The sequence below is a fragment of the Nocardia sp. NPDC050713 genome (assembly GCF_040654315.1).
GTDB lineage: Bacteria > Actinomycetota > Actinomycetes > Mycobacteriales > Mycobacteriaceae > Nocardia.
Genome location: NZ_JBFAHS010000006.1, coordinates 281661 through 295570 on the forward strand (window position 1 = coordinate 281661; position 13910 = coordinate 295570).

The 13910-nt window shown below is 67.2% G+C and carries 13 protein-coding genes; 10 read left to right on the forward strand and 3 right to left on the reverse strand.

Going from position 1 to position 13910, the window contains the following annotated elements:
• Positions 1–27: 27 nt before the first annotated feature.
• Both AB0H49_RS15090 and AB0H49_RS15095 read right to left on the reverse strand, forming a co-directional pair.
• Positions 28–1170 (reverse strand): transglycosylase SLT domain-containing protein, encoded by a 1143-nt coding sequence (locus tag AB0H49_RS15090; protein ID WP_357251492.1) that lies wholly within the window; start codon positions 1168–1170, stop codon positions 28–30.
• Positions 1167–1493 (reverse strand): type VII secretion target, encoded by a 327-nt coding sequence (locus AB0H49_RS15095; protein WP_354998953.1) that lies wholly within the window; start codon positions 1491–1493, stop codon positions 1167–1169. The genes AB0H49_RS15090 and AB0H49_RS15095 overlap by 4 nt, the downstream gene beginning before the upstream one ends.
• A gap of 111 nt (positions 1494–1604) precedes the next feature.
• On the opposite strand from AB0H49_RS15095, the gene AB0H49_RS15100 reads away from it, so the two are divergent.
• Both AB0H49_RS15100 and AB0H49_RS15105 read left to right on the forward strand, forming a co-directional pair.
• A complete protein-coding gene (locus AB0H49_RS15100) occupies positions 1605–2579 on the forward strand; it encodes an NADPH:quinone oxidoreductase family protein (RefSeq protein ID WP_354998954.1) in 975 nt (324 codons plus the stop codon).
• 16 nt (positions 2580–2595) lie between these two features.
• Positions 2596–3708 (forward strand): winged helix DNA-binding domain-containing protein, encoded by a 1113-nt coding sequence (locus AB0H49_RS15105; RefSeq protein ID WP_357251496.1) that lies wholly within the window; start codon positions 2596–2598, stop codon positions 3706–3708.
• 6 nt (positions 3709–3714) lie between these two features.
• On the opposite strand, the gene AB0H49_RS15110 is transcribed toward AB0H49_RS15105, so the two are convergent.
• Positions 3715–4233 (reverse strand): Lrp/AsnC ligand binding domain-containing protein, encoded by a 519-nt coding sequence (locus tag AB0H49_RS15110; RefSeq protein WP_357251499.1) that lies wholly within the window; start codon positions 4231–4233, stop codon positions 3715–3717.
• 160 nt (positions 4234–4393) lie between these two features.
• On the opposite strand from AB0H49_RS15110, the gene hppD reads away from it, so the two are divergent.
• From hppD to fusA (AB0H49_RS15150), 8 genes are all read left to right on the forward strand, one after another.
• On the forward strand, positions 4394–5572 hold the full coding sequence (gene hppD / locus AB0H49_RS15115) for a 4-hydroxyphenylpyruvate dioxygenase (protein ID WP_357251502.1): 1179 nt from the start codon (positions 4394–4396) through the stop codon (positions 5570–5572).
• Positions 5573–5611: 39 nt separating this feature from the next.
• On the forward strand, positions 5612–6139 hold the full coding sequence (locus tag AB0H49_RS15120; protein ID WP_357251505.1) for a DUF3558 domain-containing protein: 528 nt from the start codon (positions 5612–5614) through the stop codon (positions 6137–6139).
• An 11-nt stretch (positions 6140–6150) separates the two neighbouring features.
• Positions 6151–6705, forward strand: coding sequence for a DUF3558 domain-containing protein (locus AB0H49_RS15125; RefSeq protein ID WP_354998959.1), 555 nt, complete (start codon positions 6151–6153; stop codon positions 6703–6705).
• 273 nt (positions 6706–6978) lie between these two features.
• Entirely contained in the window at positions 6979–7353 is a 375-nt protein-coding gene (gene rpsL / locus AB0H49_RS15130; RefSeq protein ID WP_014353064.1) for a 30S ribosomal protein S12, read from the forward strand.
• 1 nt (position 7354) lies between these two features.
• The gene (rpsG, locus tag AB0H49_RS15135) at positions 7355–7825 is read left to right on the forward strand and encodes a 30S ribosomal protein S7 (RefSeq protein WP_011211611.1); all 471 of its coding nucleotides are present in this window, start codon (positions 7355–7357) and stop codon (positions 7823–7825) included.
• 150 nt (positions 7826–7975) lie between these two features.
• Positions 7976–10078 carry an elongation factor G gene (gene fusA / locus AB0H49_RS15140; protein ID WP_354998960.1) on the forward strand — a complete coding sequence of 701 codons (2103 nt, stop codon included), beginning with the start codon at positions 7976–7978 and terminating at the stop codon, positions 10076–10078.
• Between the two features lie 134 nt (positions 10079–10212).
• Positions 10213–11403, forward strand: a complete 1191-nt coding sequence (gene tuf / locus AB0H49_RS15145) for an elongation factor Tu (protein WP_354998961.1) — start codon at positions 10213–10215, stop codon at positions 11401–11403.
• A gap of 270 nt (positions 11404–11673) precedes the next feature.
• Positions 11674–13800 (forward strand): elongation factor G, encoded by a 2127-nt coding sequence (gene fusA, locus AB0H49_RS15150; protein ID WP_357251510.1) that lies wholly within the window; start codon positions 11674–11676, stop codon positions 13798–13800.
• Positions 13801–13910 lie beyond the last annotated feature (110 nt).

A 13910-nucleotide genomic window follows, 5' to 3' on the forward strand; every position in this document is an offset into this window, starting at 1 on the left:
TCGTCCGAGCCGCGAACCCGCTGGTGATCAGTAGCCGACGTACCCCTCTCCCCGGCTCATCGCCGCGATGCCTGGAACGTTGCTGAGCGATCCGTACCGTTCGATGGCGTAACGCGTTCCGGCGATGATGTTGTCGACGGGGTTCCAGATGTCGTCGTGGCCGGGCAGCTTGTAGGAGTTGAACGTCGGGTCGATGGTCTGCATCATGCCCTTCGAGGGGATGCCCGCCGCGGCGTTGCTGTCCCAGAGGTTGATCGCGTGTGGGTTTCCGCCGGATTCCTTGTCGATGATCATCGAGATGATCGCGGCGTCGCTGTCGCTGATGTCGTACCCCTTGGCGCGCAGCGCCTGAATCGCCTCCTGGATCCACTTGGCCTTGTCCCCGGTCGGCATCGGCCCGGTCGGGGCGCTCGAGGACGACGGGCTGCCCGAATACGACGAATCGGAGGACGAGCCGGAGTAGCTGTTGTTGCCGCCGGACATCACGTAGTTCGGTTTGCTCGGGCTCTGGGTCGTGGGTGGGGCGGTGGCGGCCGGTGTGGTGGTTGTCGAGGGCGGCGGGGAGATGGTGGTGTCGGCGAGGCCGTCGAGGGCCGACTGGAGTTTGGTGATCGCGGTGTCGACCTTGCGCTGTGCTTCGGTGGCCACGTTCTCGGCGGTCTGCAGCGCGGTGGTGATCTGGGTTTCCCAGTTCGCGGCGTCGGTGCGGATGCGCAGGCGCAGGTCGTCGGCGGCTTGGCCGGTGAGGCCGCGGAGCAACTCGTCGGTGCGCGCGGTGGCGTCGACGGTGCCGTTGTCGTTCACGGTGAAGCCGGTGATCAGTCCCATGCCCGCGCCGGGGACGGGACCCGCGCTCGCCGCCTGGTCGCGTAGCCGCAGGACGTTGGATTTGGCTTCGTTCAGGTTGCCGACCTCGGCCTCGAAGGCGGTGGCGAGCTCGAGCAGGGCGGCGCTCACCGCGCCCGAGCGGGTCTTCTCGGTGTCCATCCGCTGGTTGGCGGCGTCGGCTGCCGCGCCGGACCACACCTTGTCGGTACCGAGCCGGGCGGTGTCGTCGGAGCCTTTGCGCACCGCGGCGTCGAGTTGCTCGGAGAGCTTGCGTGCGTTCGCGCCCGCGGTGCCGACCTGGTCGGGCTGCCAGGCGGAGACGTTCCCGATGGTGAGCGTCATGGCAGCTCGAGTGCGATGGTGCGGAGGCGGGCCGCGAAATCGTCCTCGGCGACCTCGTAGGCGCCCGCGGCGGTGCGGGTGCTCTGGGCGACCTTGTCCAGCCGGTCGGCGATGCGGTGCAGGCACTGGTTGGTCAGGTCGGTGGCGCGGCCCGCGGAGTTACCGAAGGGGGTGCCTTGCAGGGCCGATACAGCCGGATTGAACCCATTGCCGATGTTGAGCCCGCGAATCACCCCCGCCTCGGCACCCAAATCGTTCGCGAACGTCTGTAGCGCTTGCGGATTCACCTGCAATTGTGCAGGCGGCTGTGCGCCGTCGACCATGGAAAAGCCCCCTTCTCCCCGACCTGAAAGTCGCGCCCAGCTTAGCGTTATGTTGGTCACGGTGTCATCGACGACGACCGATGTCGTCGAATCGGACAGAGAGGTCGGCACATGCGCGCAGCCCAGGTCAGCAAGCTGGAAGGACCGGAAGCGGTCGAGGTCGTCGAGATCCCCGAGCCCGCCTCGTATCCGGGCGGTGTGGTGATCGACGTGCACGCCGCGGGCGTCGCGTTTCCCGATGTGCTGATGACGCGCGGGCAGTACCAGATGAAGCCGGAACTGCCGTTCGTCGTCGGCGGCGAGGTCGCGGGTGTGGTGCGCGAAGCGCCCGCCGACGCGCACGTGCGGGCGGGTGACCGGGTGGTCGCGTTGACGCTGCTCGGCAACGCCATGGCCGAGGTCGCGGTGGCGCCCGCGCAGATGGTGTTCAAGCTGCCGGACAACATCTCTCTGGAGGCCGGCGCCGGCATCCTGTTCAACGATCTGACGGTGCACTTCTGCCTGCGCAACCGCGGCAGGCTGGCCGAGGGCGAGACCGTGCTCGTGCACGGCGCGGCGGGCGGCATCGGCACCTCGACGCTGCGGATGGCCGCGGCGCTCGGCGCGGGCCGGGTGATCGCGGTGGTGAGCACGCCGGAGAAGGCCGAGGTGGCCAAGGCCAACGGCGCCACCGACGTGGTGCTCACCGACGGCTGGCTCGCCGCGGTGAAGGAGCTGACCGGCGGCCGCGGCGTCGACATCGTGCTCGACCCGGTGGGCGGCGACCGCTTCACCGACAGCATCCGCTCGCTGGCCTCGGCCGGTCGGCTGCTGGTCGTCGGCTTCACGGCGGGTGAGATCCCGACGGTGAAGGTGAACCGCCTGCTGCTCAAGAACGTCGAGGTGACCGGCGCTGCGTGGGGCGAATGGGTCATGACGCACCCGGGCTACCTGGCCGAACAGTGGGCCGAGGTGGAGCCGCTGCTGGCCTCGGGCAAGATCGCGCCGCCGCAACCGGTGCTCTACCCGCTGGACCGGGCCGCCGAAGCCGTCGCCTCGCTGGACAATCGCACCGCGACCGGCAAGGTCGTCGTCACCCTGCGCTGATCGCTGCTCGCGCGTCATGACGCTTTCCCGCCGGGTGTTGAACCGGACCTTGTTGCAGCGCCAGCACCTGCTGGAGCGATCGTCGCTGACGGTGGCGCAGATGTGCGATCACCTGGTCGGCTTGCAGGCGCAGGATGTGCCGCCGCCGTTCGTCGGATTGTGGAGCCGCCTTGCGGATTTCGATCCCGAGGTGGTCTCGGCGGGCCTGGAGGACCGTTCGCTGGTCCGGATCACCTTGATGCGCGGCACCATTCACCTGGTGACGCCGCCGGACGCGCTGCGCATCGCGCCGCACATCCAGCCGGAGTTGGAGAAGGTCCCGTTCCGCAAGGGCTTCAACTACGGCGCGATGGTCGGCCTGGATCCGGACGCGGTGCGGGCCCGCGGCGAGGAGGCGCTCGGCGACGAGCCGACGCCCGCCGCCGAACTGCGGGCCCGCGCCGCCGCGTTCTGGCCGGACCGCGATCCCGGCGCGGTGGTGCAGACCTGGTTGTATCAGCTGCCGGTCTTGCAGACACCCCCGCGCGGGAAGTGGAAGGACAGCAGTCGTCCGGTGTGGTCGCGGGTGGAGCCGTGGCTCGGCGCGCCGCTCGACCCCGGCTACCCGCTCGCGGAGCTGCTGGTCCGGTATCTGCGGGCGTTCGGTCCCGCGACGACCATGGACATGCAGACCTGGTCCAAGCTGACCGGATTGAAGAAGGCCGTCGACGAACTCGGCGACCGGCTGCGCACCTACACCGACGAGCGCGGCCGCACCCTCTACGACCTCGCCGACGCCGAACTGGCCGACCCGGATCTGCCCGCGCCGGTCCGGCTGCTCGGTTGGTACGACAATGCCGTTCTCTCGCATCAGGATCGGAGCCGGATCGTGCCGAACGGTGCGCCACCGACCCTGCGCGCCTACGCGACCTCGGTGTCTCCGGTGCTGGTCGACGGTTTCGTCGCGGGTGTGTACAAGGTCTTCCCGCAGTCCGGGGTCGCGCGGCTGCGGATCAGCCCGAGCCGCGCGTGGTCGGCCGCCGAGCGAGCCGAGGTCGAGGCGGAAGCGCTTGCGCTGCTCGGCTTCCTGGAGGACGACAAGCGGCCGAGCGTGGAGATTCTCGAGGTCGGCGCGGATCTGCGGCTGTGAGATGGGCTAGTGAGAGTCGCGATAGGCGGGAGCCTTGCTGCTTCCGGTCGGCGTCAGCGTGCGCAGCAGCGGCAGCGTCCGGCGCGGCACCACCGTGGACAGCACGATGACGCTGTGCGACCGGTCCACCGAACTGGTCCGGTCGATGCTGAGCAGTACCGCTTGCAGCCCGGCGTGCGAGTCGGCGCCGATGCGGCACAACACATCACCCGATCCGGTCGTCGCGTACGCCTCGAGCACGCCGGGGATGGCCTCCAGTTCCGCGGCCACGGCGTCGAGCGCGCCCTGGGCGATCTCCAGCGTGACGAACGCCTGCACGTCGAAACCCGCTGCGGTGACATCTATTTGCGGGTCGTAAGAAGCGATCACGCCCGCCTCCTCCATGCGCCCGATGCGCGACTGCACGGTGGCTCGCGCGACGCGGGTGCGCCGGGAGAGCTCCAGGATTCCGGCCTTCTGGTGCTCGTGCATCGCGGTCAGGATGGCGAGGTCGAGTTCGTCCAGCTTCGCTGGAGTACGTGACATGGCGACCTCCTGTGGGGCGCGGGCGAGGGCAGCGTGGTGTCCCATCGGTACTATTCAAATTGTCCAGCATCGCGCGGCCTTTGCTAGCCGAATCCGCCACTGTGTCTACAGAAAATCGGAGCGGTTGCCTACCGGTTGGCGGCGGATATTTCCTTGATTCATGACCATCGAGCACCTGCCCACCGATGGCGAGCTACGCGGGCTCGTCGGCCTCGTGGATCACGACGACAGTGTCGACCCGTTCCCCGTCATCGGCTGGGATGCCCTGGTCTGGGTGGTCGGCAACGCGACGCAGACCGCGCACTTCATGCAATCGGCGTTCGGGATGCGGCTGGAGGCGTACTCCGGACCCGAGACCGGCAATCGCGACCACAAGGCGTTCGTGCTGCGCAGCGGCGCGGCGCGGTTCGTGATCACCGGCGCGGTGCATCCGGAAAGCCCGCTGATCGGCCATCACCAGCGGCACGGCGACGGCGTCGTCGACATCGCGCTCGAGGTGCCCGACGTGGACCGCTGCATCGAGTGGGCACGCACGCACGGCGCGACCGTCCTCGTCGAACCGCACGACGAGACCGACGAGAACGGCACCGTCCGCACCGCGGCGCTGGCTACCTACGGTGAGACCAGGCACACCCTCGTCGACCGTTCCAACTATTACGGTCCGTATCTGCCGGGCTATGTGGCGCGTCGCTCCGGCTACCAGCCGCGTGCGGAGGCGCCGACCCGGCTGTTCCAGGCGATCGACCACGTCGTCGGCAACGTGGAACTCGGCATGATGGACCGCTGGGTCGAGTTCTACCGCCGCGTCATGGGTTTCACGAACATGGCCGAGTTCGTCGGCGACGACATCGCCACCGAGTACTCGGCGCTGATGAGCAAGGTCGTGGCGAACGGAAACCACCGCGTGAAGTTCCCGCTGAACGAGCCCGCCGTCGGCAAGAAGCGCTCCCAGATCGACGAGTACCTGGACTTCTACCGGGGGCCCGGCGTCCAGCACATCGCGCTCGCCACCAGCGACATCCTGACCTGCGTCGACAACCTGCGCCGGGCGGGCGTCGAATTCCTCGACACCCCCGACACCTACTACGAGGACCCGGAACTGCGCGCCCGCATCGGACGGGTGCGCGTGCCGGTCGCCGAATTGCAGCGCCGCGGCATCCTCGTCGACCGCGACGAGGACGGCTACCTGCTCCAGATCTTCACCAAGCCGCTTGCCGACCGCCCCACCGTCTTCTTCGAACTGATCGAGCGCCACGGCTCCCTCGGCTTCGGCAAGGGCAACTTCAAGGCCCTGTTCCAAGCGATCGAACGCGAGCAGGCCGCCCGCGGGAATCTTTGACCCGGAGGTCGCGCCCGCCGAACAAGTAGAGTTCGAATCATGCGGATCGCGTCGGCGCTCATCACTTGTCTCGCCCTGACATTGACGCTGTCGGCGTGCGACTCGGACGGCGATTCCGGGTCCTCGAACACCCCGCTGCGCCCGCCGCCCAAGGTCGCGACGCTCGGCCCGTTCGTCGGAGAATGCGGGCACGTCACCGACGACGAGGTGCGCGAGCTGGCCGGGCTCGGCCAGCTCTCGACCGTGTTCAAGAACTCGGTCGGCTGCAACTACCAGTCCGCCGGATTGTCCTCGCCCAGCGTCACCTTCGCGTCCTACCGTGGCAGTCCGATCGACCGGGAGAAGGCATGGGTGGCGAGCGTCGGCCGGGAGCCGGACAAGATCGAGGTGGGCGGCAGGCCGGGATTCCAGGCGCTGGATCCCAGCGGCACGGTCTGCGATCTCGCCGTGCAACTCGACGACGACTTCTTCGAATGGTCGATGTCGTACGGGGCGTTCGCGGCCGCCGGGAATCCGTGCGAGAAGACGCGCAAGCTCGCCGAGCTCACCGTGCAGCGGCTGAAGTGAGGGGGACGGGCATGAGTGCACATCCGAAGACACGGAACGTGGTGCTCGCCGCGACGGCGGCCGCGCTGGCGCTCACGATGACGGGCTGCGGCAGGACCATCGAGGGCGAGGCGTTTCCGGCGGGCGGCAGTCAGCAGATCAACACGAATTTCGACAAGCTGCTGCGCGAATGCGAGGTCGTGGAGCCCGACAAGATCGGCAAGGCGGTCGGCGACGCGCGGTTCGTGCAGGGCTCGTTCAACGGTGCGGTGTGCATGTGGGACGTCGAGGACGCGCCCGGCGGGCGGGCCATGGTCACCCTCAACTGGTACGAGATCGGCTCGCTGAACAACGAGAAGGCGACCAACGACAAGCTCGGCTACAAGTCGGAGAACACGACCGTGCAGAGCAGCCGCGCGTTGCAGACCCGCCGCCCCGGCGACCCCGATTCCTGCGGCGTCAGCGCGAGCGCGGCCGACAGTGGCGTGGTCGGCTGGTGGATCAACTACCGCGCGGGTTCGACGCATCCTGATCCGTGCGGCGCGGCCAAGCAGCTGGTGGAGCTGACACTGAATTTGGCCAGGTAAACCGCCACGCGCCGGACCCCGCTTTGACCCTTCGCGAAGCCCGCGAGTATCGTGGATCGCTGTGCCCGGAAGCATGCGGGCAAGTTCGTGCGTTCGACGTAGGCCAGCGAAAGCGGCCGACCTCCCCGGCGTGCCCGGAATCAGGGTCCTGTCTCACGCACGACACGCCCGACCTCGGGACGCGAGAAACGTGGTTGGACGTGCGAGTGAAGACTCGATGAACACAAGACATAAGTTCCAGACACCGCGTTAGACAACAAGGAAAGCCGGTCTATGCCAACCATCAACCAGCTGGTCCGCAAGGGTCGCCGTGACAAGGTCGCCAAGACCAAGACCGCGGCCCTCAAGGGGAGCCCGCAGCGTCGTGGCGTGTGCACCCGCGTGTACACCACGACCCCGAAGAAGCCGAACTCCGCGCTGCGTAAGGTCGCGCGTGTTCGCCTGACCAGCGCGGTCGAGGTCACGGCTTACATCCCCGGCGAGGGCCACAACCTCCAGGAGCACTCGATGGTGCTCGTCCGTGGCGGTCGTGTGAAGGACCTCCCCGGTGTCCGCTACAAGATCATCCGTGGCTCGCTGGACACCCAGGGTGTGAAGAACCGCAAGCAGGCCCGCAGCCGCTACGGCGCCAAGAAGGAGAAGAGCTGATATGCCGCGCAAGGGCCCCGCTCCCAAGCGTCCGTTGATCAACGACCCGGTCTACGGGTCGCCGCTGGTCACCCAGCTGGTCAACAAGATCCTGCTGGACGGCAAGAAGTCCACCGCCGAGCGCATCGTCTACGGCGCGCTCGAGCAGGCGCGCGAGAAGACCGGCACCGACCCGGTCGTCACCCTCAAGCGCGCGCTGGACAACGTCAAGCCGTCGCTCGAGGTGAAGCCCCGCCGCGTCGGTGGCGCCACCTACCAGGTTCCGGTCGAGGTTCGTCCCGGCCGTGCCAACACCCTCGCGCTGCGCTGGCTGGTCAACTTCGCCCGCGCGCGTCGTGAGAAGACCATGGTCGAGCGTCTGGCCAACGAGCTGCTCGACGCTAGCAACGGCCTGGGCGCTTCGGTGAAGCGTCGCGAGGACACCCACAAGATGGCCGAGTCGAACCGGGCGTTCGCGCACTACCGCTGGTGATTGCCGGCCGGCCCGTCGCTCCGTGTCGGCGCCGGAAGGCTCACAGTCGCGAGGCGGCACTTCGGTGCCCCTCCCGGCGTTGACATAGTGATGACCCGACAGGGTCTGGAACCCGAAGATCCCAACTAGCTACGAGCGGGGAAGATTTCCGTGGCACAGGACGTGCTCACCGACCTGAACAAGGTCCGAAACATCGGCATCATGGCCCACATCGATGCCGGTAAGACCACCACTACCGAACGCATCCTCTTCTACACCGGTATCACCTACAAGATCGGTGAGGTCCACGACGGCGCGGCCACGATGGACTGGATGGAGCAGGAGCAGGAGCGTGGTATCACCATCACCTCCGCGGCTACCACGTGCTTCTGGAACGACAACCAGATCAACATCATCGACACCCCCGGGCACGTCGACTTCACCGTGGAGGTGGAGCGGTCGCTGCGCGTGCTCGACGGCGCCGTCGCGGTGTTCGACGGCAAGGAAGGCGTCGAGCCGCAGTCCGAGCAGGTGTGGCGTCAGGCCGACAAGTACGACGTGCCGCGGATCTGCTTCGTCAACAAGATGGACAAGCTCGGTGCGGACTTCTACTTCACCGTGCGCACCATCAAGGAGCGCCTCGGCGCCAAGCCCCTGGTCATCCAGCTGCCGATCGGCGCGGAGGACACCTTCGTGGGCATCGTCGACCTGGTCGAGAACAACGCCAAGGTGTGGCGCGGCGAGACCAAGCTCGGTGAGCAGTACGAGGTCGTCGAGATCCCGGACGACCTGAAGGAGCAGGCCGAGCAGTACCGCCAGGAGCTGCTCGAGACCGTCGCCGAGTCGGACGAGGCGCTGCTGGAGAAGTTCTTCGGCGGCGAGGAGCTCACGATCGAGGAGATCAAGGGCGCCATCCGCAAGCTGACGGTGACCTCCGAGCTCTACCCGGTGCTCTGTGGTTCCGCGTTCAAGAACAAGGGCGTGCAGCCCATGCTCGACGCGGTCATCGACTACCTGCCCTCGCCGCTGGACGTGGAGGCCACCACCGGCCACGTGCCCGGCAAGGAAGAGGAGCTGCTGACCCGCAAGCCGAGCGCCGACGAGCCGTTCGCGGCGCTGGCGTTCAAGATCGCGGTGCACCCCTTCTTCGGCAAGCTGACCTACGTCCGCGTGTACTCCGGCAAGGTCGACTCCGGCGCCCAGGTCATCAACTCGACCAAGGGCAAGAAGGAGCGTCTGGGCAAGCTGTTCCAGATGCACTCCAACAAGGAGAACCCGGTCGGTGCGGCCTCCGCGGGCCACATCTACGCGGTCATCGGCCTCAAGGACACCACCACCGGTGACACCCTGTGCGATCCGCAGAACCAGATCGTGCTGGAGTCCATGACCTTCCCGGACCCGGTCATCGAGGTCTCCATCGAGCCCAAGACCAAGTCCGACCAGGAGAAGCTGGGCACCGCGATCCAGCGTCTCTCGGAAGAGGACCCGACCTTCTCGGTCAAGCTGGACGCCGAGACCGGCCAGACCGTCATCGGCGGTATGGGCGAGCTCCACCTCGACATCCTCGTGGACCGCATGAAGCGCGAGTTCAAGGTGGAGGCGAACGTCGGTAAGCCGCAGGTGGCCTACCGCGAGACCATCACCAAGACGGTCGAGAAGCTCGAATTCACCCACAAGAAGCAGACCGGTGGTTCCGGTCAGTTCGCGAAGGTGATCATCGCCCTCGAGCCGTTCGTCGGCGAGGACGGCGCGCACTACGAGTTCGAGAACAAGGTCACCGGTGGCCGTGTGCCGAGGGAGTACATCCCTTCGGTCGACGCCGGTGCGCAGGACGCCATGCAGTACGGTGTGCTCGCTGGCTACCCGCTGGTCAACCTGAAGGTCACCCTGCTCGACGGTGCCTACCACGACGTCGACTCGTCGGAAATGGCATTCAAGATCGCCGGCGCGCAGGCCCTGAAGGAAGCGGCCCGTAAGGCCGGTCCGGTGATCCTCGAGCCGATGATGGCTGTCGAGGTCACCACGCCCGAGGATTACATGGGCGACGTGATCGGCGACCTGAACTCCCGCCGTGGCCAGATCCAGGCCATGGAGGAACGCAGTGGTGCCCGTGTCGTCAAGGCGCTGGTTCCGCTCTCGGAGATGTTCGGTTACATCGGTGACCTGCGGTCGAAGACCCAGGGCCGGGCGAACTACTCCATGGTGTTCGATTCGTACGCGGAGGTTCCGGCCAACGTGTCGAAGGAGATCATCGCCAAGGCGACCGGCGAGTAGTCCCCTCCGGGGCAGGTGGCACACTTGCCCCGGAACTCACCGGGAGTCAGCAAGACCCCGAATTCCCGCACTCGCGGGGATGACCCCCGCACTGCTGCAACTGCAGGAACCAACACAGTCCAGGAGGACCCAAAGTGGCGAAGGCGAAGTTCGAGCGGACGAAGCCCCACGTCAACATCGGCACCATCGGTCACGTCGACCACGGCAAGACCACGCTGACCGCGGCGATCACCAAGGTGCTGGCTGACAAGTACCCCGATCTGAACGCGGCCTTCGCGTTCGACCAGATCGACAAGGCGCCGGAGGAGAAGGCTCGTGGTATCACGATCAACATCTCCCACGTCGAGTACCAGACGGACAAGCGCCACTACGCGCACGTCGACGCCCCGGGTCACGCTGACTACATCAAGAACATGATCACCGGTGCGGCGCAGATGGACGGCGCCATCCTGGTGGTCGCCGCCACCGACGGCCCGATGCCGCAGACCCGTGAGCACGTGCTGCTCGCCCGCCAGGTCGGCGTGCCCTACATCCTGGTCGCGCTGAACAAGTCGGACATGGTCGACGACGAGGAGATCCTCGAGCTCGTCGAGATGGAGGTCCGCGAGCTGCTGGCCGCCCAGGAGTTCGACGAGGACGCGCCGGTCGTGCGTGTCTCCGGCCTGAAGGCGCTCGAGGGCGACCCGAAGTGGGTCAAGGCCGTCGAGGACCTCATGGACGCGGTCGACGAGTCGATCCCGGAGCCGGTCCGTGAGACCGACAAGCCGTTCCTGATGCCGGTCGAGGACGTGTTCACCATCACCGGTCGTGGCACCGTCGTCACCGGTCGCGTCGAGCGTGGCGTGATCAACGTGAACGAGGAAGTCGAGATCGTCGGCATCCGTCCGGAGAAGACCAAGACCACGGTCACCGGTATCGAGATGTTCCGCAAGCTGCTCGACCAGGGCCAGGCGGGCGACAACGTCGGTCTGCTGGTTCGTGGTATCAAGCGCGAGGACGTCGAGCGCGGCCAGGTCATCGTGAAGCCGGGCACCACCACCCCGCACACCGATTTCGAGGGCCAGGCGTACATCCTGTCGAAGGACGAGGGCGGCCGCCACACCCCGTTCTTCAACAACTACCGCCCGCAGTTCTACTTCCGCACCACCGACGTGACCGGCGTCGTGACCCTCCCCGAGGGCACCGAGATGGTCATGCCGGGCGACAACACCGAGATGAGCGTCAAGCTCATCCAGCCGGTCGCCATGGAAGAGGGCCTGCGCTTCGCGATCCGCGAGGGTGGCCGCACCGTCGGCGCCGGCCGCGTCACCAAGATCATCAAGTGATTCGCTGAATCACCGATCTCCCCTCGGCGCCGCTCCGCAAGGAGCGGCGCCGTTCGGCGTTTCCGGGGAGGAACTGTAATTCGGTGGACGGCCGGATGGGTGGGGCGGTAGACATGGGACATGGTTACTTCGGGTCCGCGAGCGCGGGGGTAGATCGGCGGCGTGTCTTCGGCGCCGGTCGGCGTCGCGCGACACGATGCTCGTGCCGTCACCGGAGCGCACCAACTAGGCGAGCGTCGACATCTTCGACGAAACCAGTTGGGGGATCCCATGACTCGCGGGACGCGGGCCGATCTCGGCCGGGTACGCAATATCGGCATCATGGCGCACATCGATGCCGGAAAGACCACCACTACCGAACGAATCCTGTTCTACACCGGCGTCACTCACAAGATCGGTGAGGTGCACGACGGCAACGCGGCGATGGACCGCATGGTGCAGGAGCAAGAGCACGGCATCACGATCGCCGCTGCCGCCACTACCTGCTTCTGGAAACAGCACCGCATCAACATTCTCGACACGCCCGGCCATGTCGACTTCACCGTCGAGGTGGAGCGTTCGCTGCGCGTACTCGATGGCGCCGTAGCGGTTTTCGACGCCAAAGAGGGTGTCGAGCCGCAGTCCGAGCAGGTGTGGCGGCAGGCCGACAGGTACGACGTGCCGCGGATCTGCTTCGTGAACAAGATGGACAAGCTCGGTGCGGATTTCGATTTCACCGTGCGCACCATCGCGGAGCGTCTCGGCGTGACACCGCTCGTCGTGCAGCTGCCGATCGGCGCGGAGGACACCTTCACGGGCGTCGTCGATCTGGTCGAGTGGAAAGCGCTTGTGTGGCAGGCGGATACGGGTCTCGGCGCGCGCTACGCCGTCACCGGCATCCCGGCCGAGCTGCGTGAGCGGGCCGAGCACGAGCGCGAGCGACTGCTCGAAACCCTCGCCGACACCGACGAGGAACTGCTCGAGCAGTATCTCGCAGATGCGCCTACCTCTGCATTCGCTCCGGCCGTGCGCTCTGTGCCGACGATCGCGCAGATCAAGGCCGCCATTCGGCGGTGCACGGTCGCCTCGAAGCTTTATCCGGTGCTGTGCGGTTCGGCGTTCAAGAACAAGGGAGTGCAGCCGATGCTCGACGCGATCGTCGACTACCTGCCCTCGCCCCTGGACGCGGGCGGCGTCGACGGTCACCTGCCCGGCCGCGAGGACACACTCGTGCACCGCGAACCCCGGGAGGACGCGCCGTTCGCGGCGCTGGCGTTCAAGGTCGCGGCGCACCCGTACTTCGGCAAGCTCACCTACCTGCGGGTGTACTCGGGCCGCGTCGAAACCGGTGCCGCCGTGCTCAATTCGACGAAGGGAGGAAAGGAGCGGCTGGGCAAGCTGTTCCAGATGCACTCGAACATCGAGCGCCCGATCGGAGCGGCGGCGGCCGGTGACATCTGCGCGGTGATCGGCCTGAAGGACACCGCGACCGGCGACACCCTGTGCGACCCGCACGACCAGATCGTGCTGGAGTCGATGACGTTCCCCGATCCGGTGCTCGAGGTCTCGATCGAGCCGCGAACCAGGTCCGATCAGGAAAAGCTGAGCGAGGCGATCCAGCGCTTGGCGGACGAGGATCCGACGTTCTCGGTGCGGGTCGATGCCGAGACCGGGCAGACCGTCATCGGCGGCATGGGCGAGCTGCACCTGGAGATCCTGCTCGACCGGATGCGGCGCGAGTTCGGCGTCGCGGCGACCATCGGCGCGCCGCGGGTGTCCTACCGCGAGACCGTCACCGTCGCGGTGGACAGGTTCGAGTACACCCATCGCAAGCAGGTGGGCGGACGTGGACAGTTCGCGAAGGTGGTGCTCGCGGTGGAACCGTTCGCGGCCGACGACGGCGCGAGCTACGAATTCGAGAGTCGGGTGACCGGCGGCCGGGTGCCGAAGGAGTACCTGCCCGCGGTGGACGCCGGTGCGCAGGACGCGCTGCGCAGCGGTGTGCTGGCCGGGTATCCGGTGTTCGGCGTGCGCGTTGTGCTGCTCGATGGCGCTGCGCACGTGCAGGATTCGTCCGAACTCGCGTTCCGCACCGCGGCCGCGCAGGCGGTGCGGGAGGCGCTGGTGCGTGCCGGGCCCGCGCTGCTCGAGCCGGTCATGGCGGTCGAGGTGGTCACCCCGGAGGAGTACCTCGGCGAGGTCATCGGTGATCTGAACGCGCGACGCGGCCGGATCCAGACCGTGGCGCAGCGCGGCGGTGCGCGAGTGGTGCGGGCGCTGGCTCCGCTGACGGAGATGTTCGGCTACATCGGTGACCTACGGTCGCGGACGCAGGGCCGGGCGAACTACGCCATGGTGCTGGATTCCTACGCCGAAGTGCCCGCCGCGCTGGCGAACGCGATCATCGCGGGCAGGTGACCGGTGGACGGCGCCCATACATTAGGAACGGCGCCGTTCGCGGGTTCCGTTGCAACCAAACGCCTTACCGCGGGCTGCCCGCCCCCCGGCGTCTCCCACAACGCGGGTGA

What these genes read in the sequence shown, in the direction of transcription:
- AB0H49_RS15090 (WP_357251492.1), bottom strand. Translation starts at nt 1,170, where the DNA reads ATGACGCTCACCATCGGGAACGTCTCCGCCTGGCAGCCCGACCAGGTC.
- AB0H49_RS15095 (WP_354998953.1), bottom strand. Translation starts at nt 1,493, where the DNA reads ATGGTCGACGGCGCACAGCCGCCTGCACAATTGCAGGTGAATCCGCAA.
- AB0H49_RS15100 (WP_354998954.1), top strand. Translation starts at nt 1,605, where the DNA reads ATGCGCGCAGCCCAGGTCAGCAAGCTGGAAGGACCGGAAGCGGTCGAG.
- AB0H49_RS15105 (WP_357251496.1), top strand. Translation starts at nt 2,596, where the DNA reads ATGACGCTTTCCCGCCGGGTGTTGAACCGGACCTTGTTGCAGCGCCAG.
- AB0H49_RS15110 (WP_357251499.1), bottom strand. Translation starts at nt 4,233, where the DNA reads ATGTCACGTACTCCAGCGAAGCTGGACGAACTCGACCTCGCCATCCTG.
- hppD (WP_357251502.1), top strand. Translation starts at nt 4,394, where the DNA reads ATGACCATCGAGCACCTGCCCACCGATGGCGAGCTACGCGGGCTCGTC.
- AB0H49_RS15120 (WP_357251505.1), top strand. Translation starts at nt 5,612, where the DNA reads ATGCGGATCGCGTCGGCGCTCATCACTTGTCTCGCCCTGACATTGACG.
- AB0H49_RS15125 (WP_354998959.1), top strand. Translation starts at nt 6,151, where the DNA reads ATGAGTGCACATCCGAAGACACGGAACGTGGTGCTCGCCGCGACGGCG.
- rpsL (WP_014353064.1), top strand. Translation starts at nt 6,979, where the DNA reads ATGCCAACCATCAACCAGCTGGTCCGCAAGGGTCGCCGTGACAAGGTC.
- rpsG (WP_011211611.1), top strand. Translation starts at nt 7,355, where the DNA reads ATGCCGCGCAAGGGCCCCGCTCCCAAGCGTCCGTTGATCAACGACCCG.
- fusA (WP_357251510.1), top strand. Translation starts at nt 11,674, where the DNA reads ATGACTCGCGGGACGCGGGCCGATCTCGGCCGGGTACGCAATATCGGC.